The 23,136-nt window shown below is 69.5% G+C and carries 22 protein-coding genes; 13 read left to right on the forward strand and 9 right to left on the reverse strand.

All coding sequences use genetic code 11. The features are described 5' to 3' along the window. Positions 1-76 precede the first annotated feature (76 nt). Positions 77-703, reverse strand: coding sequence for a histidine phosphotransferase family protein (locus tag JL100_RS24680; protein WP_202680532.1), 627 nt, complete (start codon positions 701-703; stop codon positions 77-79). Between the two features lie 117 nt (positions 704-820). Between JL100_RS24680 and JL100_RS24685 the strand changes: the two genes are divergently transcribed. After that, positions 821-1,009 (forward strand): DUF3553 domain-containing protein, encoded by a 189-nt coding sequence (locus tag JL100_RS24685; RefSeq protein ID WP_158047188.1) that lies wholly within the window; start codon positions 821-823, stop codon positions 1,007-1,009. A 39-nt stretch (positions 1,010-1,048) separates the two neighbouring features. Here JL100_RS24685 and hpxZ read toward each other — a convergent pair whose 3' ends face one another. The 3 genes from hpxZ to JL100_RS24700 are packed head-to-tail and all read right to left on the reverse strand — an operon-like array spanning position 1,049 to position 3,014. Next, positions 1,049-1,426, reverse strand: a complete 378-nt coding sequence (hpxZ, locus tag JL100_RS24690) for an oxalurate catabolism protein HpxZ (protein ID WP_202680533.1) — start codon at positions 1,424-1,426, stop codon at positions 1,049-1,051. A gap of 5 nt (positions 1,427-1,431) precedes the next feature. After that, positions 1,432-2,814, reverse strand: coding sequence for an AtzE family amidohydrolase (locus JL100_RS24695; RefSeq protein WP_202680534.1), 1,383 nt, complete (start codon positions 2,812-2,814; stop codon positions 1,432-1,434). Continuing rightward, positions 2,811-3,014, reverse strand: coding sequence for a DUF4089 domain-containing protein (locus JL100_RS24700; RefSeq protein ID WP_202680535.1), 204 nt, complete (start codon positions 3,012-3,014; stop codon positions 2,811-2,813). The genes JL100_RS24695 and JL100_RS24700 overlap by 4 nt, the downstream gene beginning before the upstream one ends. Positions 3,015-3,169: 155 nt before the next feature. Here JL100_RS24700 and JL100_RS24705 point away from each other — a divergent pair, with 155 nt between their 5' ends. After that, complete coding sequence (locus tag JL100_RS24705; protein WP_202680536.1) at positions 3,170-3,877, forward strand: GntR family transcriptional regulator; 708 nt, start codon at positions 3,170-3,172, stop codon at positions 3,875-3,877. On the opposite strand, the gene JL100_RS24710 is transcribed toward JL100_RS24705, so the two are convergent. Both JL100_RS24710 and atzF read right to left on the reverse strand, forming a co-directional pair. Continuing rightward, the gene (locus tag JL100_RS24710; protein WP_201074386.1) at positions 3,874-4,128 is read right to left on the reverse strand and encodes a DUF3126 family protein; all 255 of its coding nucleotides are present in this window, start codon (positions 4,126-4,128) and stop codon (positions 3,874-3,876) included. The two genes, JL100_RS24705 and JL100_RS24710, sit on opposite strands and share 4 nt — an antisense overlap. Positions 4,129-4,272: 144 nt before the next feature. After that, positions 4,273-6,081: an allophanate hydrolase gene (gene atzF / locus JL100_RS24715; RefSeq protein ID WP_202680537.1), complete on the reverse strand. Its 1,809-nt coding sequence runs from the start codon at positions 6,079-6,081 to the stop codon at positions 4,273-4,275. 274 nt (positions 6,082-6,355) lie between these two features. Between atzF and JL100_RS24720 the strand changes: the two genes are divergently transcribed. From JL100_RS24720 to JL100_RS24745, 6 genes are read left to right on the forward strand one after another with little or no spacing between them, the layout of a single operon-like run. Further along, on the forward strand, positions 6,356-7,486 hold the full coding sequence (locus JL100_RS24720; RefSeq protein WP_202680538.1) for a BMP family ABC transporter substrate-binding protein: 1,131 nt from the start codon (positions 6,356-6,358) through the stop codon (positions 7,484-7,486). Between the two features lie 14 nt (positions 7,487-7,500). Then, the gene (locus JL100_RS24725) at positions 7,501-8,604 is read left to right on the forward strand and encodes an ABC transporter permease (RefSeq protein WP_202680539.1); all 1,104 of its coding nucleotides are present in this window, start codon (positions 7,501-7,503) and stop codon (positions 8,602-8,604) included. Positions 8,605-8,608: 4 nt separating this feature from the next. Continuing rightward, the gene (locus tag JL100_RS24730; RefSeq protein ID WP_202680540.1) at positions 8,609-9,529 is read left to right on the forward strand and encodes an ABC transporter permease; all 921 of its coding nucleotides are present in this window, start codon (positions 8,609-8,611) and stop codon (positions 9,527-9,529) included. Then, entirely contained in the window at positions 9,526-10,203 is a 678-nt protein-coding gene (biuH, locus tag JL100_RS24735; RefSeq protein WP_202680541.1) for a biuret amidohydrolase, read from the forward strand. The genes JL100_RS24730 and biuH overlap by 4 nt, the downstream gene beginning before the upstream one ends. Before the next feature lie 10 nt (positions 10,204-10,213). Beyond that, positions 10,214-11,746, forward strand: coding sequence for an ABC transporter ATP-binding protein (locus JL100_RS24740; RefSeq protein WP_202680542.1), 1,533 nt, complete (start codon positions 10,214-10,216; stop codon positions 11,744-11,746). 2 nt (positions 11,747-11,748) lie between these two features. After that, positions 11,749-12,426 (forward strand): cysteine hydrolase family protein, encoded by a 678-nt coding sequence (locus tag JL100_RS24745; RefSeq protein WP_202680543.1) that lies wholly within the window; start codon positions 11,749-11,751, stop codon positions 12,424-12,426. A 275-nt stretch (positions 12,427-12,701) separates the two neighbouring features. On the opposite strand, the gene JL100_RS24750 is transcribed toward JL100_RS24745, so the two are convergent. Continuing rightward, positions 12,702-13,277, reverse strand: a complete 576-nt coding sequence (locus JL100_RS24750) for a YqgE/AlgH family protein (RefSeq protein WP_202680544.1) — start codon at positions 13,275-13,277, stop codon at positions 12,702-12,704. Between the two features lie 139 nt (positions 13,278-13,416). On the opposite strand from JL100_RS24750, the gene JL100_RS24755 reads away from it, so the two are divergent. Both JL100_RS24755 and JL100_RS24760 read left to right on the forward strand, forming a co-directional pair. Beyond that, complete coding sequence (locus JL100_RS24755) at positions 13,417-15,504, forward strand: protein-disulfide reductase DsbD family protein (protein ID WP_202680545.1); 2,088 nt, start codon at positions 13,417-13,419, stop codon at positions 15,502-15,504. Between the two features lie 90 nt (positions 15,505-15,594). Beyond that, complete coding sequence (locus JL100_RS24760) at positions 15,595-16,074, forward strand: peroxiredoxin (protein WP_202680546.1); 480 nt, start codon at positions 15,595-15,597, stop codon at positions 16,072-16,074. A 48-nt stretch (positions 16,075-16,122) separates the two neighbouring features. On the opposite strand, the gene JL100_RS24765 is transcribed toward JL100_RS24760, so the two are convergent. After that, positions 16,123-17,643, reverse strand: a complete 1,521-nt coding sequence (locus tag JL100_RS24765) for a malonate--CoA ligase (protein WP_202680547.1) — start codon at positions 17,641-17,643, stop codon at positions 16,123-16,125. 132 nt (positions 17,644-17,775) lie between these two features. Here JL100_RS24765 and JL100_RS24770 point away from each other — a divergent pair, with 132 nt between their 5' ends. From JL100_RS24770 to JL100_RS24780, 3 genes are all read left to right on the forward strand, one after another. Beyond that, on the forward strand, positions 17,776-19,584 hold the full coding sequence (locus tag JL100_RS24770; RefSeq protein WP_202680548.1) for an adenylate/guanylate cyclase domain-containing protein: 1,809 nt from the start codon (positions 17,776-17,778) through the stop codon (positions 19,582-19,584). Between the two features lie 57 nt (positions 19,585-19,641). Then, complete coding sequence (locus JL100_RS24775; RefSeq protein ID WP_202680549.1) at positions 19,642-20,955, forward strand: MFS transporter; 1,314 nt, start codon at positions 19,642-19,644, stop codon at positions 20,953-20,955. Between the two features lie 195 nt (positions 20,956-21,150). Continuing rightward, positions 21,151-22,332, forward strand: coding sequence for a TAXI family TRAP transporter solute-binding subunit (locus JL100_RS24780; protein WP_228420888.1), 1,182 nt, complete (start codon positions 21,151-21,153; stop codon positions 22,330-22,332). 7 nt (positions 22,333-22,339) lie between these two features. On the opposite strand, the gene JL100_RS24785 is transcribed toward JL100_RS24780, so the two are convergent. Next, positions 22,340-22,984, reverse strand: coding sequence for a glutathione S-transferase family protein (locus JL100_RS24785; RefSeq protein WP_202680550.1), 645 nt, complete (start codon positions 22,982-22,984; stop codon positions 22,340-22,342). Between the last annotated feature and the right edge of the window lie 152 nt (positions 22,985-23,136).

Here is a 23,136-nt window from a genome sequence, read left to right on the forward strand (position 1 = left end):
AGACACCTATTCTAGAAACAAGGGAAACCCGCCGGGGAACCCCGCGAAGCGGAGTGGTTTTATCCGACTTTTCTCGTCAGATATTCAACCTCAGGATGAATCGATCGGGTCCTTCCAGCTCACCGGAGACGCGCATGCCGTAATGTTCGGCGAAGCGTCCGGTGGCGTATGCATGGACCGTACGCGGGGTCAGGGACTCGATGTCGGCATGCCCCGACAGCGCCTGCAGGGTCTCCGCCCGCAGCCCGGCGGCGCGGCCGGCGGCGATCACGACAGGCTCGCCGCCGGGACCGGGCTCCACGCCGATCCGGCCGCCATGGGCCAGCGCCTCCTCACCCAGGATGACGAGGTTGAGAAGCACCTTGCCGGTTCCCAGCGGCAGCGGCGCCCCCTGCCCCAGGCGTCCCGGCTGCCACTCCAGCTTGTACTTGGTTCCGGCGAAATAGCCCTCGGCCGCCTGGACGACATCGGCCATTCCGGAGGTCTCGCCCGCGGCGCCATAGGCGAGACGCAGAAGCCGGAGCCGGCGGGATGCCTGGTCGGCGCTGTGCGCGATCAGGCCGATGGCCTCGTCGGCCATGTCGGCCCCCATCTCCTCGATCAGCTCGACGCCGTTGTTGATGGCGCCGACGGGGCTCACCAGTTCATGGCACAGGCGGGAGCACAGCAGCTCGACCACGCGGATATCCAGGTTGGTCTTCATCTCATCCCATCGAAGGCTGGAGCGATTCCTGACGTCGCCCGTTGAGTATATCATGGTACGAAATGGTTACGGCTGGAAGAGATCCTTTTCGACACCCGATACGGCACAGGACCGGACATGAGCGATCCGACCATGGTTCCCGGCGCCCTGGTGCGCCACCCCGCCCAGCCCGACTGGGGCCTGGGCCAGATTCAGTCCTCCATCGGCAACCGGGTCACGGTAAATTTCGAGCATGCCGGCAAGGTGCTGATCAATGCCGCCGTCGTCTCGCTCGAAGTGGTGGATCCCGACGACGACCTGCATTGACCCGACATCCCGGCTCACCAGGATCATCGTGCGGGAAGGCTACCCCCCGATCAGACTGACATGGGCGGCGACCACCCGCCAGCCCCCGGGCGTGCGCATCCAGGTCTGGCTCTGGCGCCCGGTGCGCGGGTTGCCCTCGCGGCGGAACTCGGTGTTTGCCGTCGCGAAATCGCGCCCGTAGGTCGTGATCACCGTGTTGAACAGCTCGCGCGCCAACCCGGCCGACGGGCGGGCGGCGCGGAACGCCGCTATGGCGTCGTAGCCGTACAGGTTCTCCCCGACGCCGTAGCGCAGGGTGCGGGGGCTGTCCCAGAACAGCTCGTCCAGCACGGCGACGTCGTTGGTCACCAGCGCGGTCTCGTACCGCTCGAACGCGGCGGTGACCTCCGCCAGGGTCCCGGGGTCGTTGATGTCCATGGCCTTCATCTCTCCCAGCTCGTCTCGCCGCGCGCCACCGGCGCCTTGCAAATACCCCTGGCTTCCAGCTCGGCCGCGACCCGGAAAGCCAGATCCTCCCGTCCCGGCGCGGCCACCACCTGGACCCCGATCGGCAGGCCGCCGGGCCGCGGCACCGGAACCGCCACGACCGGCAGGCCGATCAGCGACAGCGGCTGCGTGAAGATGCCGATGTTCGGCCGGACCAGCATCTCCACCCCGTCCAGAACCATGGTCTGCTGGCCGATCGGCGGGGCCGTGCAGGGGGTGGCGGGGGCCAGGATCACGTCGACGCGGGAGAACAACTCCATCACGCGGTCATGATACCAGCGGCGGAAGCGCTGCGCCTGGAGGTACCACGACGCCGGCACCATGGCGCCGGCCAGCAGCCGGTCGCGGGTCGCCGGATCGAAGTCCGCCGCCCGGTTCCGGAGCCGCTCCAGGTGCAGGTTGCCGCCCTCGGCGGTGGTGATGACATAGGCCGCCGCCCGCGCCCGCGCCGCCTCGGGCACCACGACCCTTTCCCCGGCGCCCAGGGCCTCCGCGACCGTCGCCACCGCCTCGAACGCCGCCGGATCGGCGCCTCGGGCGAAGTAGTCGCCGGCGACCGCGATCCGGAGCCCGTCCGCCCCCTGTCCCAGCACCGGCGACACCGGCGTGGCGGTTTGCGGTTCCTGCATCGCGTCGTAGGCCGCCGCGAGGTCGGCTGCGGAGCGTCCCAGCGGCCCCAGATGGTCGAGGCTGGAGCAGAACGGGAAGGTCCCCTCGCGGCTCAGCCGGCCGAAGGTCGGCTTAAGCCCGAACAGCCCGCAGAACGAGGACGGCACCCGGATCGACCCGTTGGTGTCGGACCCCAGCGCCAGCGGCACGAACCCGGCCGCGACCGCCGTTCCCGACCCGCCCGACGAGCCGCCGGACATGCGCGCCGGGTCGTGCGGATTGCGCGACGGGCCGTAATGGCTGTTCTCCCCCGTGAAGTCGTAGGCGTACTCGCCCATGTTGAGGGCGCCGACCAGCACGGCCCCGGCGTCGTTCAGGCGCCGGATCAGTTCGGCGTCCGCCCCGGCCGGCGGATGGCCGGCATTGATCTTCGAGCCCGCCAGGGTCGGCAGCCCCTTGATGTCGAACAGGTTCTTGACCGCGAACGGGACCCCGGCGAGCGGGCCCGGATCGCCTCCCGCCCGGACTCGCGCATCGACGGAGGCGGCCTCGTCGAGGGCGCGTTCCGCGGTGACCGCGGTGAAGGCGCCGAGATGGGCGTCCAGCGCCTCGATCCGGAACAGGGCGGCGCGCGCGACCTCGACCGCGCTGACCGTTCCGCCCTTCACCGCGGAGGCGATCTCCAGCGCGCCGCTGGCATGGTCGATCATCGGGACTCCTCCCCAGGCCGGAAGGCGGGCGCTGGCTCGACCGCGTCGGGCAGCGGGAACTCCGTGACCAGCCGGGCTATCTCGGCGGTGCGGGCCATGTTCGCGACGACGCCGGGCCGGTGATCCGGGTCGATCGCCAATCCCAGCGCCGCGGCCATATGATCCACATGGCTCCCGGCATCGAAAGTATTATCGGGCATGGTCCTCCCCTTTTGCTAAGGTCGTGGCCGTTCCCGACGCAACCGGCATGCCAATGGCAAAGGGTCCGGAATCGTTGGTCGAAGCGGAGGGTTCTGCATAAATGTTGTGCTGGCCGAAGGCGATGCTGGCCGAACAGGGGATCGGGTGACCGGGCGTGAGTGACCAGAGAATGGAGCTGAGGCGGACGCGGGCGGACGAGATCCGCGAGGCGGTCGCCGACGACATCATGTCCGGGCGGATTTTCCCCGGCGTCCGCCTGGACGAGCAGGAGCTGGCCGACCGCTTCGGCGTGTCCCGCACGCCGGTCCGCGAGGCGCTGAAGCAGCTGTCCGCCACCGGCCTGATCGTCCTGCGCGCCCACAAGGGCGCCGTCGTCACGCCGATGACCGACGGCGGCCTGTCGGAACTGTTCGAGGGGCTGGCGGAGCTGGAGGCCGCGTGCAGCAGGCTGGCGGCGGAGAAGATGAGCGGCGCCGAGCGGCGCGCGCTCGAGTCGGTCCACCGGGAGGTCGGCGACCTGGTCCGGCGCGGCGATCCGGACGAGTATCACCTCGCCAACATCCGCTTCCACGACATGATCTACCAGGGCAGCCACAACGGATTCCTGGCCGAAACCACCGTCGCGCTGCGCCGGCGGCTGTCGCCGTTCTCGCGCGCCCAGTTCCGTAACCTGGGCCGGATGGCCCGCTCCTTCGCCGAGCACGACCAGATCGTCACGGCGATCGTGCGCGGCGACGGGGACGCGGCCTTCCGGGCGATGCGCGCCCATCTGGCGACGGTCGAGCACGCGTTCGAGGATTATCTCGCGGAGGAAGGCCGGGCGGCCAGGGCGGTGGCGGCCACCCGGCGCCAGGCGCCCTAACGGGTCGGCTTGCCCTTGCCGCCGGCGGGGACGGCGCTGGCCGGGGGCAGGTCCTCGGACAGGATGGTGATGTGCAGGTCGTAGGACACCTCGCCCTCGTCCTCGTCCCTGTGGACCACACCGATGAACTCGTCGCCGATCAGCATTTCGATCGGCGCGCCGCGCTTGGGCGGAGGGACGATGGTGATCCGGTCGTTCCCGAAAGTCCGGCGGAGATAATCCTGGACCCTGGCGATTTCGTTGGGCGTCATCACACTCTCGACAGGCTGTTGCGGCGTCAATCCCCGATCCTGGTGCCGCAGGTCAATTGGCAACATCGGGCGGAGGCTCCGTGTTGCGGCACCGGACGCCGTTGCGCAAGTCCGGAATGTTGCGCGGCACGGATTTAGCGTCGCTCAAGCCCGTCCGGCGACATAGGCCCGCCAGCCGCCAAGATGCGAGATATCCTCCGCCCCGCGGGTGGCGAATGCTTCGCACAGGAAGCCCTTGACTGGCCCGATGCCGTCCACCAGCACCGTGCCGATGCCGAGCGGCGCCCCGATCCCGGCCATGAAGCGGGCTAGACCGGCATCCGGCACCGCCCACAGTTCGGCCTCGATCGCATGCCCGTCCTCCGGCCCGACACGCAGCAGGCCGGGCCGCGCCGGGGCCATCCCGGACAGGGCGAACAGGCGATAGAGGGGCTCGGTCCTGACCGCCGCGACCTTGCGGGCGCCCAGCGCCACCAGCTCGCCGTTCAGCGGCATGCCTTCCATATGCCCGCCGACCACCGCCACCAGCGTTCCGTCCCGCGCGGGAGCCTCGGCCGGCCGGTCCGGCAGGGCGGTGCCGGTGGCGCCCAGGGTCAGCCCGGTGGCGCGCTGCCAGCGGCTGCCCAGCGCCGCCAACGCCCGGTCGCGTCCGGCGGGCGCGATCAGCGTGACGCCGAGCGGCAGGCCGAGCGGGCCGAAGCCGTTCGGCACCGCGACGGCGGAGAGGTCCAGCAGGTTGGTGAAGTTGGTGTAGGCGCCCAGGTTGGTGTTGAGCGCCACCGGGTCGGCCTCCAGCTGGTCCACGGTGTAGATGGTTCCCGCCGTCGGCACCAGCAGCACGTCGATCTCCCGCCACGCATGGTCCGCCGTCCTGCGCAGTTCCTCCAACCGGTACATCGCCCGGAAGGCATCGACCGCGCTGTACCCATCCGCGGACTGGATGATGCGCCGGGTGACGGGATGCACGCTCTCCGGCCGGTCGCGCAGGAACGTTTCGATCGCGGCCATCCGCTCGGCGACCCAGGGACCGCTGTAGAGCAGCTCGGCGGTCTCCCGGAACGGGGTGAAGTCGATCGTGACCGCCTGCCCGCCCAGGCCCGACAGGCGCTCGACGGCGTCGGCGAAGAGCTGCGCCGCCGCTTCGTCGCCGAAGAAATGCAGGTCCTCGGCGCGCGGCACCCCGAAGCGGAAGCGCTCGGGCAGCGCCGCGTCCTGCACGGTGCGCGAATAGGGATCGCCGGCATCGAACCCGCGGGCGACGTCGAACACGGCCGCCGCGTCGGCCGATGTCAGGGCGAAGATGGACACGCAGTCGAGCGAGCGGCAGGCCGGCACGACGCCCGACGTGCTGAGGGCGCCGCGCGTCGGCTTCAATCCCACGATGTTGTTGAAGGCCGCCGGCACCCTGCCCGACCCCGCCGTGTCGGTTCCCAGCGCGAAGCCGACCAGCCCGGACGAGACCGCCACCGCCGAGCCGGAACTGGACCCGCCCGGGATATAGCGGGGATCGAACGGGTTGCGCGGGACGCCGTAGGGCGAGCGGACGCCGACCAGGCCGGTCGCGAACTGGTCCAGGTTGGTCTTGCCGACCAGCACGGCCCCCGCCTCCAGCAGCCGGCTCACCACGGGCGCCGTCGCCTTCGGCCGGTAGGCGAAATCGGGGCAGGCCGCCGTGGTCGGCATCCCCGCCACGTCGATATTGTCCTTGACCGCGAAGGGAATGCCGAAGAGCGGCAGCGCGGCGGCCTCGTCGCGGCCCAAGCCGTCCAGCTCCCGGGCGCGCCGCCGCAGGTCGGCCGGGTCGCAGCGGGAAATCCACACATGATCGTCGCCCGCCGCCTCGATCCGCCCCAGGACGCCCTCCACGACGGTTGCGACCGACAGGGTGCCGTCGGCGTACCGGTCGCCGAGAGTTGCCAGATCCAAGCTTCCGATCACGTCTTCCCCGCTCATCTCAATTCCCTTCCTTGCATTGCGTATGCGATCATGCATACAGCACGCCAGAAACTTTCCTCAGCAAAATCAATATATTACCTCACCTAGAAATCAAACATCCGAAAACGTGCTTAAATTTTGCGCTGCAAAGGCCTCGTCCGCCCAACGCTTATGCAGCCCTTGACTGACGCTTCCGCCGGAATCCCGCCGCCAAGCGGCTTATGACCCTTGGTATAAAGCTTGCACGATACCGGCCATCAAACGAATGAAAATTCCTGGATGGAGGGTTCTGATGACGGTGAATCAGGGCATTTCACGTCGCACGGCTCTGGGCGCCCTCGCGGGCGCCGCTGCGGGAACCGCGCTCTCGGGCTTCTCGCCGCTCTCACGGGCCCTCGCCGCCAAGAAGCTGATGGTCGGCTTCATCTATGTCGGCCCGCGCGACGACTTCGGCTATAACCAGGCCCATGCCGAAGCCGCCGCGGCGCTCCGCTCCCTGAGCGGCATCAAGGTCGTGGAGGAGGAGAAGGTCGCCGAGACCCTCGACGTCCAGAAGACCATGGAAAGCATGATCAACCTGGACGGCGCCGAACTGGTCTTCCCGACCTCGTTCGGCTATTTCGACCCGCACATGCTGAAGGTGGCGCAGAAATATCCCGAGGTGGAGTTCCGCCACTGCGGCGGCATGTTCAAGGCCGGCACCCACCCTGCCAACACCGGCAGCTATTTCGGCTATATCGACGAGGGCCAGTACCTCAACGGCGTCGCCGCCGGCCATGCGACCAAGTCCAAGAAGCTGGGCTTCGTCGCGGCCAAGCCGATCCCGCAGGTCCTGCGCAACATCAACGCCTTCACCCTCGGCGCCCGCTCGGTCGACCCGGCCATCACCACCCAGGTGATCTTCACCGGCGACTGGTCGATGCCGGTCAAGGAGGCGGAGGCGACCAACGGGCTGGTGAACGCCGGCGTCGATGTCGTCACCTGCCACGTGGACAGCCCCAAGGTCGTGGTCGAGACCGCCGAGCGGCGCGGCGCCTATACCTGCGGCTACCATGCCAACCAGGCGCCGCTGGCCCCCAAGGGCTATCTGACCGGGGCGGAGTGGAACTGGATCACCGTCTACAAGGACTTCGTGACCAAGGCCCAGGCGGGCGAGAAGCCGGGGCAGTTCGTCCGCGGCGGCCTGAAGGAGGGCTTCATCAAGACCTCCGCCTACGGACCGGCGGTCAGCCCCGAGTCCAGGGCCGCCGGCGAGGTGATCAAGGCGAAGATGATGGCCGGCGACTTCCCGATCTTCGCCGGCCCGATCCGCAGCAACACCGGGGCGGAGGTCATCCCCGCCGGCAAGACCTACGGCCAGACCGACCTTTGGCTCGAAGGGATGGACTGGCTGGCCGAGGGCGTCGTCGGCTCGACCTCCTGAGGAGGGCCGGGACGATGGTCAACCAGACCGCCCGGCTGCCGGGCGCCGCCGCGCCGCCCTTCGGCAACCTCCCCCTGGATGCGATCCGCAGCGCCGCCGAAGCGGTCCTGATCCCGGTCGGGGCCCTGCTCGCCACGGCGGTCGTCTTCGGGATCTTCGTGGCGCTGGCCGGGGCCGATCCGTTCGAGACCTTCGAGCTGATGTACCGGGGCGCCTTCGGCACCTGGTTCTCCTGGCAGAACACGCTCCAGCGGACGGCGCCGCTGCTTCTGACCGCCCTGTGCGTGGCCCTGCCGGCGCGGCTCGGCCTCGTCATCATCGGCGGCGAGGGGGCGCTGGTGATCGGCGGGCTGTGCTCGGCCGCCGCCGGGATGGCGATGGCGGGAGCGCCGCCGTGGCTGCTGCTGGGCGTCATGGCGCTGGCCGGCATGGCGGCGGGCGGCGCCTGGATCGCGCTGGCCGGCGCGCTCCGCCAGTTCCGCGGCGTCAACGAGACGATTTCCAGCCTGCTGCTGGCCTATATCGCGATCGCCCTGATGAACCACATGGTCGAAGGACCCTTGCGCGATCCGGCCAGCCTCAACAAGCCGTCCACGCCGCCGCTGGGGGAATCCTTCATGATCGGGTCGATGCCCGGCCTGGACGTCCACTGGGGGCTGGCGTTCGGCCTGATCGCCTGCGTCGCGGCCTATGTGCTGATGCAGCGGACCACCTTCGGCTTCGGCGCGCGGATGGTCGGCGGCAATGTCCGGGCCGCCCGCATGGCCGGGCTGTCGGTAGCGAAGCTGACCCTGGTCACCTGCTTCCTGGCCGGGGCCGCCGCCGGGCTGGCCGGCATGGTCGAGGTGGCGGCGGTCCATGGCAGCGCCAACGCCTCGCTGGTCGCGGGCTACGGCTATACCGGCATCCTGATCGCCTTCATCGCCCGGCAGAACCCGCTGGCGGTGATCCCGGTGGCCCTGATGTTCGGCGGCATCGCCGCCAGCGGCGGGCTGCTCCAGCGCCGGCTGGACCTGCCCGACGCCACCATCCTGGTGCTCCAGGGCATCGCCTTCGTCATGATCCTGGCCAGCGACACGCTCTACGGCCGGTTCCGCATCTTCCAGCCGAGGGGGTGACGCCATGGAAGATCTCGGCTGGTGGGGCGTGGCCCTGGCGGTGTTGGCGGGCGCCATCCGGGTCAGCACCCCTTTCCTGTTCGTAAGCCTGGGCGAGTTGCTGACGGAGAAGAGCGGGCGCATCAACCTGGGGCTGGAGGGCACGCTGGTGATGGGCGCCATGAGCGCCTACGCCGTCTCGTACATGACCGGCTCGCCCTGGGCGGGCGTGCTGGTGGCGGGTCTGGCCGGCGCCCTGTTCGGCCTGCTCCACGCCGCCATATGCAGCCTGCCGCGGGTCAACGACATCGCGGTCGGCATCGCCCTGATGCTGCTGGGCACGGGGCTGGCCTTCTTCCTGGGCAAGCCCTTCATCCAGCCGCAGGCGCCGATCCTGCCGGCGATCGACCTGGGCTGGTGGAGCGACCTGCCGCAGGTCCGCTCGGCCCTCCAGATCAACGTGCTGTTCATACTGGGGCTGGTGCTGGCGCCCTTCCTGCTGTGGGTGCTGACCAACACCCGCTGGGGACTGATCGTCAGGACGGTCGGCGACAGCGCCGACGCCGCGCGGGCCATGGGCTACCCGGTCGATCTGGTCCGGGCGGCGGCGACCATGGCCGGCGGCTTCCTCGCCGGGATCGGCGGGTCGTTCCTGTCGCTCTACTATCCCGGAAGCTGGAACGAGGGCCTGTCCAGCGGCCAGGGGCTGATGGCCGTGGCGCTGGTCATCTTCGCCCGCTGGCACCCGATCCGCTGCCTGGGCGCTGCCCTGCTGTTCGGCGGCGCCGGCGCGCTCGGCCCCGCCCTCCAGTCGGTCGGGGTGACGCAGGGATACTACCTGTTCAACGCGGCCCCCTACCTGCTGACCCTGGTCATCATGATCGCGACCTGCTCGCCGACCCGCACCCTGGCCGGCGCCCCGGGCGAACTGAGTATCACCAAATGACGCACATCGACTCCGATCCCTATCCCTGGCCCTACGACGGCGACCTGCGGCCGGCCAACACGGCGCTGATCGTGATCGACATGCAGACCGATTTCTGCGGCAAGGGCGGCTATGTGGATGCCATGGGCTACGACCTGTCGCTGACCCGCGCCCCGATCGGGCCGATCGGCCGGGTGCTGGCGGCGATGCGCCGGGGCGGCTTCACGGTCTTCCATACCCGCGAGGGGCACCGGCCCGACCTCGCCGACCTGCCGGAGAACAAGCGCTGGCGCTCCCGGCGGATCGGCGCCGGGATCGGCGATCCGGGACCGTGCGGGCGCATCCTGGTGCGCGGCGAGCCGGGCTGGGAGATCATCCCGGAGCTTGCCCCCGAACCCGGCGAGCCGGTCATCGACAAGCCGGGCAAGGGCAGCTTCTGCGCCACCGACCTGGACCTGATGCTGCGCCAGCGCGGCATCCGCAACATCGTGCTGACCGGAATCACGACCGACGTCTGCGTCCACACCACGATGCGCGAGGCCAACGACCGCGGCTACGAATGCCTGCTGCTGGAGGACTGCTGCGGCGCCACCGACCGGGGCAACCACGAGGCGGCGATCCGCATGGTCAAGATGCAGGGCGGCGTGTTCGGCGCCGTCGCCCGCTCCGACCATCTGCTGGGGGTCTTATCATGAGGTATGGGCCATGAGCTTCCTGCGCACCCATCCCAACGGCGCCCTCGGCCTGGAGGCCGTCGGCATGACCAAGCGCTTCGGCGGGCTCGCAGCCCTGGACGACGTGTCGCTGCGGGTCTCCGCCGGCAGCTTCCACGCGCTGCTGGGCGAGAACGGCGCCGGCAAGAGCACGCTGGTCAAATGCGTCATGGGCTATTACCACGCCGACCAGGGCCAGATCGCCGTCGGCGAGACGGAGCGGTCCATCGCCAACCCGCGCGATGCCCACGCGCTGGGCGTCGGCATGGTCTATCAGCATTTCACCCTGGTCCCCGGCATGACCGTGGCGGAGAACCTGGTGCTGTCGCGCACCCATGTGCCGGCCGTGGTGGACTGGGCGGCGGAGATCAGGGCGCTGGACGGCTTCATGGCCGGGATGCCGTTCCGGGTGCCGCTGGACGTGCCGGTATCGGCGCTGGCGGCGGGAGAGAAGCAGAAGCTGGAGATCCTGAAGCAGCTCTACCTGAAGAACCGCTTCCTGATCCTGGACGAACCGACCTCCGTCCTGACCCCCGGAGAGGCAGACGAGGTGCTGGGCCTGCTGCGCCGGATGACCCGGGAGGGCCGGCTGACGGTCCTGACCATCACCCATAAGTTCCGCGAGGTCATGGCCTATGCCGACGAGGTGACGGTGCTGCGCCGGGGCCGCTTCGCCGGGACCGGCAAGGTCTCCGACCTGACCCCGGCCGACATGGCGGAGATGATGATCGGCGCCAAGGAGATCCCCAAGGGCGCCGCCCGCCTCGGCACCGACCTGGGCGAGCCGCGCCTTCGGATCGCCGGGCTGAAGGCGCTGGGCGACGGCGGCCTGCCGGCGGTCGAGGGCCTGGACCTGACGGTCCGCGCCGGGGAGATCGTCGGCATCGCCGGCGTTTCGGGCAACGGCCAGCGCGAGTTGGTCGAGGTGCTCGCCGGCCAGCGCTCTCCCGCCGCCGGGGAGATCCATGTCTGCGGCGAGCGCTACGCCGCGACCCGCACCGAGATGAAGCGCCACCGCCTGTGCCTGCTGCCGGAGGAGCCGCTGCGCAACGCTTGCGTCGCCCGCATGAGCGTGGCGGAGAACATGTCGTTCCGCAACTTCGACGATCCGCCCTATGCCCGCGGCGGCTGGTGGCTGAACGGCGGCGCCATGCGCGGGGCGGCGCGCGAGCTGATCCAGCTCTACAAGGTTAAGACGCCCGGCCCTGACGCCGCGATCGGCACCCTGTCCGGCGGCAACGTCCAGCGCGCCGTGCTGGCCCGCGAACTGGCCCGCGACGTGCGGGTGCTGATCGTCGCCAACCCCTGCTTCGGCCTGGACTTCGCCGCCGTCGCCGACATCCGGTCGCAGATCATGCAGGCCCGCAACCGGGGCGCCGCCGTGCTGCTGGTCAGCGAGGACCTGGACGAGCTGTTCGAACTGGCCGACCGGATCTGCGTGATGTTCGACGGCCATCTGGTCCACGAGACGCCGACCGGACAGGCCGACATAGGCGTGATCGGCCAGCACATGGCGGGGCATTGACCATGACCGATATTCTTAACATACCGACCGCCAAGCCCTACCCCTTCGCCTTTCCGCCCGGCCGAACCGCGCTTGTCATCATCGACATGCAGCGCGACTTCATCGAGCCCGGCGGTTTCGGCGAGGCCCTGGGCAACGACGTGGCGCCGCTGGCGGCCCTGGTGCCCCATGTCCGCCGCCTGCTCGACGGCTGCCGGGCGGCCGGCCTGACCATCATCCACACCCGCGAGGCGCACGAGCCGGACCTGTCCGACTGCCCGCCGGCGAAGCGCCTGCGCGGTTCCTCCGACCTGCGGATCGGCGATTTCGGCCCGATGGGCCGCATCCTGGTCAAGGGGGAACCCGGCAACGCCATCGTGGACGACCTCGCCCCGCTGGCGGACGAGATCGTGATCGACAAGCCCGGCAAGGGCGCCTTCTACGCCACGCATCTCGGCGACATCCTGGCCGAGCGCGGCATCACCCATCTGCTGTTCGCCGGAGTCACCACTGAAGTCTGCGTCCAGACCACCATGCGCGAGGCCAACGACCGCGGCTTCGAATGCCTGCTGGTCGAGGACGCGACGGAAAGCTACTTCCCCGCCTTCAAGCAGGCGACGCTGGAGATGATCCGCGCGCAGGGCGCCATCGTGGGGTGGACCGCCGAAGTGGACGAAGTTGTGGGGGCGTTGGCGCGATGAGAGTTTTTTTTAGGTGTTCGGCCACAGAAGAACACAAGTAAACTCAGATATATTATTTGATTCGAAGTACACCGGCCGAAACCCGCAACATCGATCAATTGCTCATCTGAGTTGAATCGCGGTAGGGACGCCCGTTACCGGGCGCGCGTCCGCAGCGCCTTCATCCATAGGACAACGGCGTGGTAGCGCAGGTTCGAAAGGACCTTGTGTCTTGTCGGGACGGCGAAGCACTGAAAATATAAAGGCTTTGGCCGGCCTGCGTTTCCGTCGAAATCTCAGGCGTGGCCGGCTTCGCCCGACAGCATGGACAGGCTGACGCCCAGCTTGGCGATGGCGCGCTCCCACTTGGTATCCAGGTCGCGGTCGTACAGCAGGCTGTCGTCGGCCGGCGCGTTAAGCCAGCCGTTGGCCTGCATCTCGGCGTCGAGCTGGCCGGGTCCCCAGCCGGCATAGCCCAGCGCCAGCATCGCGTTCTTCGGCCCGCGCCCGTCAGCGATCGCGCGCAGGATGTCCACCGTGGCGGTCAGCGCGACGTCGTCGTCCACCGTCATGGTGCCTTCGCGGACGAAATCGGTCGAATGCAGCACGAAGCCGCGGCCCGACTCGACGGGTCCCCCGAAATGCACCCGCATGTTGGCCGCGTGGCCCGGCGTATCTATGCCGAGTTGCTCCAGCAGGTCCGGGAAGGTGATCGAGCCGAACAGCTTGTTTATCACCAGACCCATGGCGCCGTCCGGGTTATGGGCACAGATATAGATCACCGACCGCTGGAACCGCTGGTCCGGCATGGCCGGCATGGCGATCAGCAATTGGCCGGTCAGATATTGGGGCTTCCGCGTTGCATCAGTCATTCGTGCCGTTCCGTCTGCCTCAAGCTCCGAATGTGGTGGCTGATCTCACCGGATCAACGGGGCCTCATGAAAGTGTGACAGCACCTGCGACCGCTTGCCACCTATAATGCCGAACCATGAGACACAAAATCCAAGCCCCATGATCAGCAAAAGCACCCTGTCCAGCGTCGCCACCGGACTGCTCGTCCTGCTCGCGGCCCTGCTCGCCTCGATCCCGCCGGTCCATGGCGCCTCCGGTCCCTGGCAGGCGACCGAAACCGTCGAGGGAAGGCTGGTCGCCGCCGTGGACGGCACCGGCGCGCTCGACAGCGTTCCGCTCGGGCTGCACCTGAAGATGAAGCCGGGCTGGAAGACCTACTGGCGCTCACCCGGCGACGCGGGATTGCCGCCGCAACTCGCCTGGGACGGCAGCGCCAACCTGTCCGGAGCGGAGATGCGCTGGCCGGCGCCGCACCGCTTCACCCTGTTCGGGATCGAGACCTTCGGCTACGACGGCGAGGTGGTGTTCCCCATCGCCGCCCGCCCCGCGGAGCCCGGCCGGCCGCTCGACCTCCGCGCGTCGGTCGACCTGCTGGTGTGCAGCGACATCTGCGTGCCCCAGCGCCTGGACCTGATGCTGGCGATCCCGGAGGGGCCGGCAAGCTCGGCGGGCGCCGACGCCAACCTGATCGCCCGCTTCGCCTCCCGGGTGCCCGGCGACGGCGCCGCCTCCGGCCTGTCGATCGAGAGCGTGCGGACGGCGGACAAGTCGCTGCGGGTGGAAGCGAGCGCGCGGGAGCCCTTCGTCGATCCGGACCTGTTCGTGGAGGCCGGGCCGGCCGCCGCGTTCGGCGCCCCGAAGATCGAGTTTGCCGACGGCGACCGGCGAATCACCGTCACCCTGCCGGTCACCGGCGAGCCGGTGGCCATGGAAGGGATACCGGTGACCCTGACCCTGGTGGACGGGCTGCGCGCGATGGAGCGGGCGGCGACGGTCGGGGCGCCCGGCGCCGGGCCGGCCGGCAGCGCCGCCGGCCTAGCCGCCATGCTGGGCTTCGCGCTGGTCGGCGGGCTGCTGCTGAACCTGATGCCCTGCGTGCTGCCGGTCCTGTCGCTGAAGCTGCTGTCGGTGGTCAGCCACGGCGGAAGCGCGCCGCGCGAGATCCGCGCCGGCTTCCTGGCGTCGGCCGCCGGCACCCTGTTCTCCTTCCTGGTGCTGGCCGGCGCCGCGGTGACACTGAAGCTGACCGGGTCGGCGGTCGGCTGGGGCATCCAGTTCCAGCAGCCGCTGTTCCTGGTCTTCATGGTGGTGCTGGTCACGGTGTTCGCGGCCAACCTGTGGGGCCTGTTCGAGATCCCGCTGCCGCGCGCCATCGCCGACGCGGCGGTGGGCGGGCATGGCGGGCACGCCCCGACCCTGCGCGGCCATTTCGCGACCGGCGCGCTCGCCACCCTGCTGGCGACCCCCTGCTCGGCCCCGTTCCTCGGCACCGCGGTGGGATTCGCCCTGGCCCGCGGGCCGCTGGAGATCTTCGCCGTCTTCCTGGCGCTGGGTCTCGGCCTGGCCCTGCCCTTCCTGGCGGTGGCGGCGTTCCCCCGGCTCGCCGCCCGCCTGCCCCGGCCCGGCCGCTGGATGGTCGCGCTGCGCCGGGTGCTGGGCGGGGCGCTGGCCCTGACCGGCGTCTGGCTGCTGTCGGTCCTGGCGGCCCAGGTCGATCCGGCGGCGGCGCTGGCGGTCGGCGCTCTGATGGTCGCCGTCGTCCTGGCCCTGGCGGTCCGCCGCCGGCTGCCGGGCCGCATCCGGTTCGCCGGCGGCGTGGCCGCGGCCCTGCTGGCGGCCGCCGCCTTCGGAATGCCGCTGGCGCTGGACCGCCCGGCCTCGCAGGCGGCCGCCGCGACCGACGCCAAGTGGGTGCCGTTCGACCGGGCCGCCATCTCGGAGCAGGTGGCCGCCGGGCGCACCGTGTTCGTGGACGTCACGGCCAGCTGGTGCATCACCTGCCAGGCCAACAAGCGGCTGGTGCTGTCGCGGGATCCCGTCGCCGGAAGGCTGTTCGGCGGTGCCGTGGTGCCGATGCAGGCGGACTGGACCCGGCCGGACGACCGGATCGCGGCCTATCTGGCCGAGCACGGCCGCTACGGCATCCCGTTCAACATGGTCTACGGCCCCGGCGCTCCCGAGGGCATCCCGCTGCCGGAACTGCTGACCGAGGGAGCGGTGCTCGCGGCGCTGGACCGGGCGGGCTGATCGGGAACGCCGGACAGGAATGCTCCTTGCGACGCAACGCCGCACCGGTCTACACCTGTGCCCACGATTCACGCTCGGAGGGCCATCAGAATGACGATCAAGGTCGGCGACAAGTTTCCGTCCGTCACTCTCAAGCACCTGACATCCAACGGGATGCAGGAAATCAGCACCGAGGACCTGTTCAAGGGCAAGAAGGCCGTGCTGTTCGCGGTCCCGGGCGCCTTCACCCCGACCTGCTCGGCCAAGCACCTGCCGGGCTTCGTCAACCGCGCGGACGAGTTCAAGGCCAAGGGCTACGAGATCGTCTGCATGGCGGTGAACGATCCCTTCGTAATGGACGCCTGGGCCAAGTCGTCCGACGTCGGCGACAAGATCACCATGCTGCCCGACGGCAACGGCACCCTGACCAAGGCGCTTGGCCTGGAGATGGACGGCACCGGCTACAGCCTGGGCCACCGCAGCAAGCGCTTCGCCATGGTGATCGAGGACGGCACGGTGAAATCGGTGAGCGTCGAGGAGCCCGGCGCCTTCGAGGTCTCCAGCGCCGACGCCGTGCTCAACACGATCTGACGGCCGCCTCCGCCGGGCCGGGCGCCAGCGCCCGGCCCGGCAACGGGATCAGGCGAACAGGCCCTTGTGCTCGTCGCGCAGCAGGTTCTTCTGGACCTTGCCCATGGCGTTCCGCGGCAGTTCGTCGATGAAGAAGATCCGCTTGGGAACCTTGTAGTTCGCCAGCTCCTCCTTGCAGACCGCCGCCACGCTGTCCGCCGTCACGTCGCCGCGGCCCGGCCGGCGCATCGCCACGGCGACCACCGCCTCCCCGAAGTCCGGATGGGGCACGCCGACGACGGCGGACTCGACGATGCCGTCGATCGCGTCGATCACGCTCTCGACCTCCTTCGGGTAGACGTTGAACCCGCCGGAGATGATCAGGTCCTTGGCCCGGCCGACGATATGGACATAGCCCCTGCCGTCGATCTTGCCGACGTCGCCGGTGATGAAGAAGCCGTCCGGGCGGAACTCGGATTTCGTCTTCTCCGGCATCCGCCAGTAGCCGCCGAACACGTTCGGCCCCTTCACCTCGATGATGCCGACCTCCTCGGTGCCGACCGGCTCGCCGGTCTTCTCGTCCACCACGCGCAGCTCGACGTCGGGCAGCGGGAAGCCGACGGTGCCGGGCACCCGGTCGCCGTCCAGCGGGTTGGAGGTCAGCATGCCGGTCTCGGTCATGCCGTAGCGCTCCAGGATGGGGTGCCCGGTGCGCTCCTGGAACTCCCGGTGCGTGTCGGCCAGCAGGGGCGCCGAGCCGGAGATGAACAGCCGCATGGTCCGGCACAGGTCGGGCGTCACCCGCGGGTCCGACAGCAGCCGGGTGTAGAAGGTCGGCACGCCCATGAACACCGTCGCGCGGGGCAGCAGCCCGACCACCCGGTCCAGGTCGAACTTCGGCAGGAACAGCATGCCCGAGCCGTTCAGCAGGACGCAATTGGTCGCTACGAACAGCCCGTGGGTATGGAAGATGGGCAGGGCGTGGAGCAGCACGTCGCCGGGCTTCCAGCCCCAGATGCGGTGAAGCGCCTGGGCGTTCGAGGCCAGGTTCCGGTGGCTCATCATGGCGCCCTTCGACCGCCCGGTGGTGCCGGAGGTGTAGAGGATCGCCGCCAGATCGCCGGAGTCCGCCGGGACCGTGGCATGGTCGGGATCGAGGCCGCGCGCCCGCTCCGGCAGGGAGCCGTCGTCTTCCTGCCCCAGGGTGAGGACGTGGCCGACGCCGGCCTTGGCCGCCACCTCGGCGATTACCTGCTCGCTCTCCGGCCGGCAGACCACGACGGCGGGCTCGGCGTCCCCGACGAAATAGGCCACCTCCGCCCTGGTGTAGGCGGTGTTCAGCGGCAGGTAGGCGGCACCGGCCCGGAGGCAGGCGAGATAGAGGAAGATCGCCTCGGGCGACTTCTCGACCTGGACCGCGACCCGGTCCCCTTTGCGCACCCCCAGGTCGGTCAGCAGGCGGGCATAGCGGCCGGAGGTCTCGTGCAGGTCGGCATAGCTGTAGACCTGCCCGAGGTCGGTCTCGATGAAGGGGCTTGAGAGATCGGCAGGAAAACGGGACTGGAACAGGTCGTACAGGTTGTCGCTCATTTTTTCTTGGCTCCGGGGCTGCTTGGTCGATCCTCCACGCCCCGGGACCATAGCCGCCATGACTTGGGAATTGAAGCTCCCGAGCATAAGTTTGTGGCAGGCGAAGGGTCGGGGGACGGCCAAGGGGGACTGATGGCGGAGATCGCGCGGCGCACCTGGACATGGTGGTTCGACCAGCCGCCCGAGCGGCTCTGGCCGCTGCTGGCCGACACGCCCCGCTTCAACGAGGCGATGGGCCTGCCGCGCTACGAGGTGGAGGAGATCCCCCGGGACGACGGCACCCTGCTGCGCCTCGCCCGCGGCAGGATCGGCCGCTACGCCCTGGAGTGGGAGGAGCAGCCGTTCCAATGGGTGGCACCCCACGGCTTCACCCAGGTCCGGCGATTCCGCGCCGGCCCCTTCGCAAGTGTCGGGCCGACCCTGGAGCTGACGCCCGAGCGCGGCGGCTCGCGCGTATCCTACACGCTGGAGATAAGTCCGGCGAACTGGCTGGGCCGGCTGCTGCTCCGCCTGGGCTTCCTGGAGCGGTCGGGCCGGAAGTTCGAGGCGCTGATCCGCACCGCCGCCGGCCATGCCGCGGGAACCCGCCCGCAGCCCTTCGACTATGTGCCGCCCGTTCCGGACGCCGCCGTCGCGGAACGGGTCGCCGGAATGGTCCGGGCGCTGGAGGAGAGCGGCAACGGCCATGGCCTGTCGCGCCGACTGGCCGACCATCTGCTGGCCGCGCAGGAGGTGGACCTGACCCGCATCCGGCCCCTGGCCCTGGCGCGAAGCTGGGGCGAGCAGCCCCGGACCATGGTCGAGCTGTGCCTGGGAGCCGTCAAGGCCGGCCTGCTGACGCTGCGCTGGGACCTGTTGTGCCCGCGCTGCCGGGGCGCCAAGGCGGTGGCATCGACCCTGGATCGGCTGCCCAGCGGCGCCCACTGCCCGTCCTGCAACATCGACTACGGCAGGGACTTCGCGCGCAACGTGGAGCTGACCTTCCAGCCGTCGCCGGGGGTCCGGCATCTCACCGAGGGCGAATACTGCCTGGCCGGCCCCATGACCACGCCGCACGTCCATGTCCAGCAGACGCTCCGCCCCGGGGAGGCGAGGACGCTGGAAACAGTGCTTCCCGCCGGGCCGCTGCGCCTGCGCACTCTGGAGCCGGGCGGCAGCGCCGACCTGGACTGGCTGCCCGCCCCGGGCCAGGGCTTCCCCATGGTGACCGCGGAGGATGACGCGGTCAGATCAGGCCCTCCCGCCGCCCCCGGCCTGCTTTGCCTGGAGAACAGGACCGGCCGCCCCCTGACGCTGGTGGTGGAGGACCGCGACTGGATCGCGGACGCCCTGACCGCCCACCAGGTGACGACCCTGCAGGCGTTCCGCGACATGTTCTCGGACGAGGTCCTGCGTCCCGGCGACGAGGTCGCGATCGGCACCGTCACCCTGATGTTCACCGACCTCAAGGGCTCCACCGCGCTCTACGACCGCATCGGCGACGCCAGCGCCTACCACAGGGTCCGGGAGCATTTCGCGGATCTGGCGAAGGCGGTGCGCGACCATGACGGCGCCGTGGTCAAGACCATCGGCGACGCCGTCATGGCCGCCTTCGCCGACCCGGCCCAGGCGGTCCGCGCGGCGCTGGCGATCCAGTCGGCGCCCCGCGACGGGCTGGTGATCAAGATGGGCCTTCACGCCGGCGCCTGCGTCGCGGTGACCCTGAACGGCCGCCTGGATTACTTCGGCTCCACCGTCAATCTGGCGGCGCGCCTGGAAGGGCGGAGCCGGGGCGGCGATATCATCCTGTCCGAGAGCCTGGCCGCCGATCCGGCCGTTTCGGCTGTGATAACATCGTTGCATTCCGAGGTGGAATCGGCCGAGCTGAAGGGAATCGCGGCCCCTGTCACCTTCCGCCGTCTTGTTCCGGCGACCGTTAGTTCCTATACCGCCCTGTCTTGAAGAGGAGCCTTAGGGGGAAGCCGGGCGAGCCGGCCGCAACCCTGTCAGGAGGAGTGGATGTCGGATCTGCGGCAGGTGTTCGCCGCCATTCTACCGTTGCTGGTCAGTCTCGGTATCCTGGTCCTGGGCAACGGCCTGTTCTCCACGCTGCTCGCGGTGCGCATGGGGGCGGAGAGCTTCCCGGTCGACCGTATCGGCATCATCATGGCGGCATACTCGGTCGGTTTCGTTCTCGGAACATTGCGCTGCCCAAGGGTCGTCGAGCGGGTCGGCCATATCCGCGCCTTCGCGGCCTTCGCGGCGCTGGCCGCCGTCTCGGCACTGGTCCACGCGATCGTGGTGGACCAGATCGTCTGGCTGCTGCTGCGCGTCGTGGCGGGCTTCTGCCTGGCCGGGCTGTTCACCATCACCGAGAGCTGGATCAACGCCTCCTCCTCCAACACGGTGCGGGGCCGGGTGCTGTCGGTCTACATGACCGTCAACTATCTCTCCCTGGGCGCGTCGCAGTCGCTGATCACCGTGATGGATCCCAACGGGTTCCAGATCTTCAGCCTGGTCGCGATCCTGGTGGCGCTGTCGCTGGTTCCGCTGGCGCTGAGCCGGGTCCAGAGCCCGAGCACCGTCGGCACCAACCGGCTCCGCGTGATCGAGATCGTCCGGATCTCCCCGCTGGGCGTCGCCGGATGCATCGGGGCGGGGCTGATCAACGGCGCCTTCGGCAGCATGGGGCCGGTCTATGTCCAGGCGCGCGGCGGCACGGTGGAGGATGTCGGACTGTTCATGATGGTCGCGATCCTCAGCGGCTTTCTGATGCAGTTCCCGATGGGCCGCCTGTCGGACAGGTTCGACCGCCGGACCGTCTTCCTGGCGGCGATCGCCGGCGTTTCCGTCGCGGCCGTGGCCCTGGCCTTCGCCGACGGCGTTCCCAACCTGGTCTTCGCGGCGATGCTGGGCCTCTACGGCGGCCTCGCCTACTCGATCTACCCGATCGCCCTGGCCCATGCGAACGACTTCATGAGTTCGGACGAGGTCGTGCCGGCCAGCGCCGGGCTGCTGCTGATGTTCGGCGCGGGTTCCGTCGTGGGACCGGTGCTGGCATCCCAGGTCATGGGCGTGCTCGGGTTCAACGGGCTGTTCTTCTATATCGGGTCGATCGCCGCCGTCCTGATGCTGTTCACGCTCTACCGCATGACGGCCCGCCAGGCGAAGCCGCTGGAGGAACAGGGCGCCTTCGTGCCGATGCCCCAGACGGCGACCACGCCGATCGCGCTGGAAATGAACCCGCGCGCGGAGGCCGGCCCACAGGAACCGGACCAGCTCGCCTTCGACTTCGACCCGCCGGACCGGATGCAGGCCCAGGCGGCGGAGTGAGGGCGGTGGAGTGAGGGCAGCGGCCTTAGCCCGATCGGGCCGGAAATAAACCGGTCATGGCGGCGTTATTAAACGCGTAATGCCTTTACGCCATATTGAGGCCATCTCTTTCGTCTCAATTTGGTAAAGCGTCATTGCGCGGAACCGGCCCGTTCCGCTTCCGGATGCCCTACCCTCACTGGAAGGCCGTCTGCCGTGTTTCCCGTCCTGTCCGCCGCCCGGCGCCGCTGCTCACCGATCGCTGCGCGAACGGTCATCGGCATCCTGATGGCAGCCCTGATCGCCACGGCCATGACCGCGGTGCTGCTGGTCCCTGCACCGGGCGGACCGCGCGCGGACGACATCCGTTTCTTCCGGATCGGCACCGGCACCACCGGCGGCACCTATTTCCCGGTCGGCGGCATGCTGGCCAACGTGATCAGCAACCCGCCCGGCTCCCGCCCCTGCGACCGCGGCGGAAGCTGCGGCGTGCCCGGCGTGATCGCGGTGGCCCAGGCGACGCAGGGCTCAGTGGAGAACCTGAAGGAGATGCGGACCGGGACGCTGGAATCTGCGCTGTCCCAGGCGGACATCGCCTTCTGGGCCCGCGAGGGGACCGGCCCCTACAAGGGCCAGCAGCCGTTCGATCAGCTCACCGCCATCGCCAACCTCTATGTCGAGACGGTCCATCTCGTGGTCCGCGCGGAAAGCGACATCCGCAACGTCGCCGACCTGAAGGGGAAGCGGGTGTCGATCGGCGAGGAAGGGTCCGGCACGCTGGTCGAGGCGCGGGTGATCCTGGAGGCGTACGGGATCGCCGAAACGGAGATCGACGCCCGGTACCTGAAACCGGGCCCGGCCGGCGACCGGCTGGTCGAGGGCGGGATCGACGCCTTCTTCATCGTCGGCGGGCATCCAATCGCCGCCGTTGCCGAGGCAGCGGCCCGCACGCCGATCCGGCTGCTGTCCTTCGACGACGAGCAGGGCCACGGCCTGAAGGAACGGCTGCCCTTCTTCACCGAGTCGGTGATCGGCGAGGGCGTCTACGAGGGCGTCTCCGAAACGCTGACCCTGGGCGTCGGCGCCCAGTGGCTGGTCCGCGGCGACGTGCCGGAGGAACTGGTCTACGGCATCACCCGAGCGCTGTGGCATCCGAACACGAGGCGCCTGCTGGACAACGGCCATCCCAAGGGACCGTCGATCCAGCTCGCGACCGCGACGAAGGGCCTGGCCGCCCCCCTCCATCCCGGCGCCGCCCGCTATTATCGGGAAGCCGGCGTGCTGGAGGACGGCGGCGCCGAGCCGAAGGTCGAGCCGCGCCGTGAGCCGGAGCGCACCGAGGACGACCCCATGCCGGCCCTCCCGGTTCCCGTCCCCCCCGCTCCCCCGGCCCGGTAGGGGTTCCTCAGAGCAGCGCCCCCCAGGGTTCGGCGGAGCCGGCGGCGTACCATTCGCGCATGGCGGGAAGGCCCAGGATCGTGGCGACATAAGCCTGGGCGACCTCGTCCAGTTCCACCCCGTACGTGTCGAAACGCGTGCAGACCGGCGCGTACATGGCGTCGGCGGCCGTGAAGCGGCCGAACAGGAAGGGGCCGTCCGCGCCGAAACGCGCCCTGGCGTCCCGCCAGATCTGGGTGATCCGGGCGATGTCGGCCAGCACCTCCGGATTGCGCCCCGCCCCCGGATGCCTGTCGGTCACGTCCATCGGCATGTTCCGGCGCAGGTCGGCGAAACCGGAATGCATTTCCGCCGAGATGGAGCGCGCCACGGCGCGGGCGCCGCGGTCGTCCGGCCACAGGCCGGCATCCGGATGGCTCTCCGCGAGATATTCCAGGATCGCCAGCGAATCATGGACGGTCAGGTCACCGTCGCGCAGCACCGGCACCTTTCCGGCGGGGGAATGGCGCAAGATTTCCGCCTTCGTTTCCGGCTGCCGCAGCGGGACCGTGACTTCGTGGAACGGGATGCCGATCTGCTTCAGGGCCAGCCAGGGACGCAACGACCAAGATGACGAGGCCTTGTTGCCGATGACGAGAGTGAGGTCGCTCATGAAGAACCGCCCGATCTGCTGGGGATGAAGGTCGGGCGGGAGACTAGTTGCTGGCGCGCGGTTTCGAAAGCGTGGCGATGGGAAACGGCGCGAAGAACAGTTCCGTCTTTTCAGCGGCGCCCCGGTGATCCATGTTCTGGGCACGCCAACCG

This window comes from Skermanella mucosa, from assembly GCF_016765655.2.
Lineage (GTDB): Bacteria > Pseudomonadota > Alphaproteobacteria > Azospirillales > Azospirillaceae > Skermanella > Skermanella mucosa.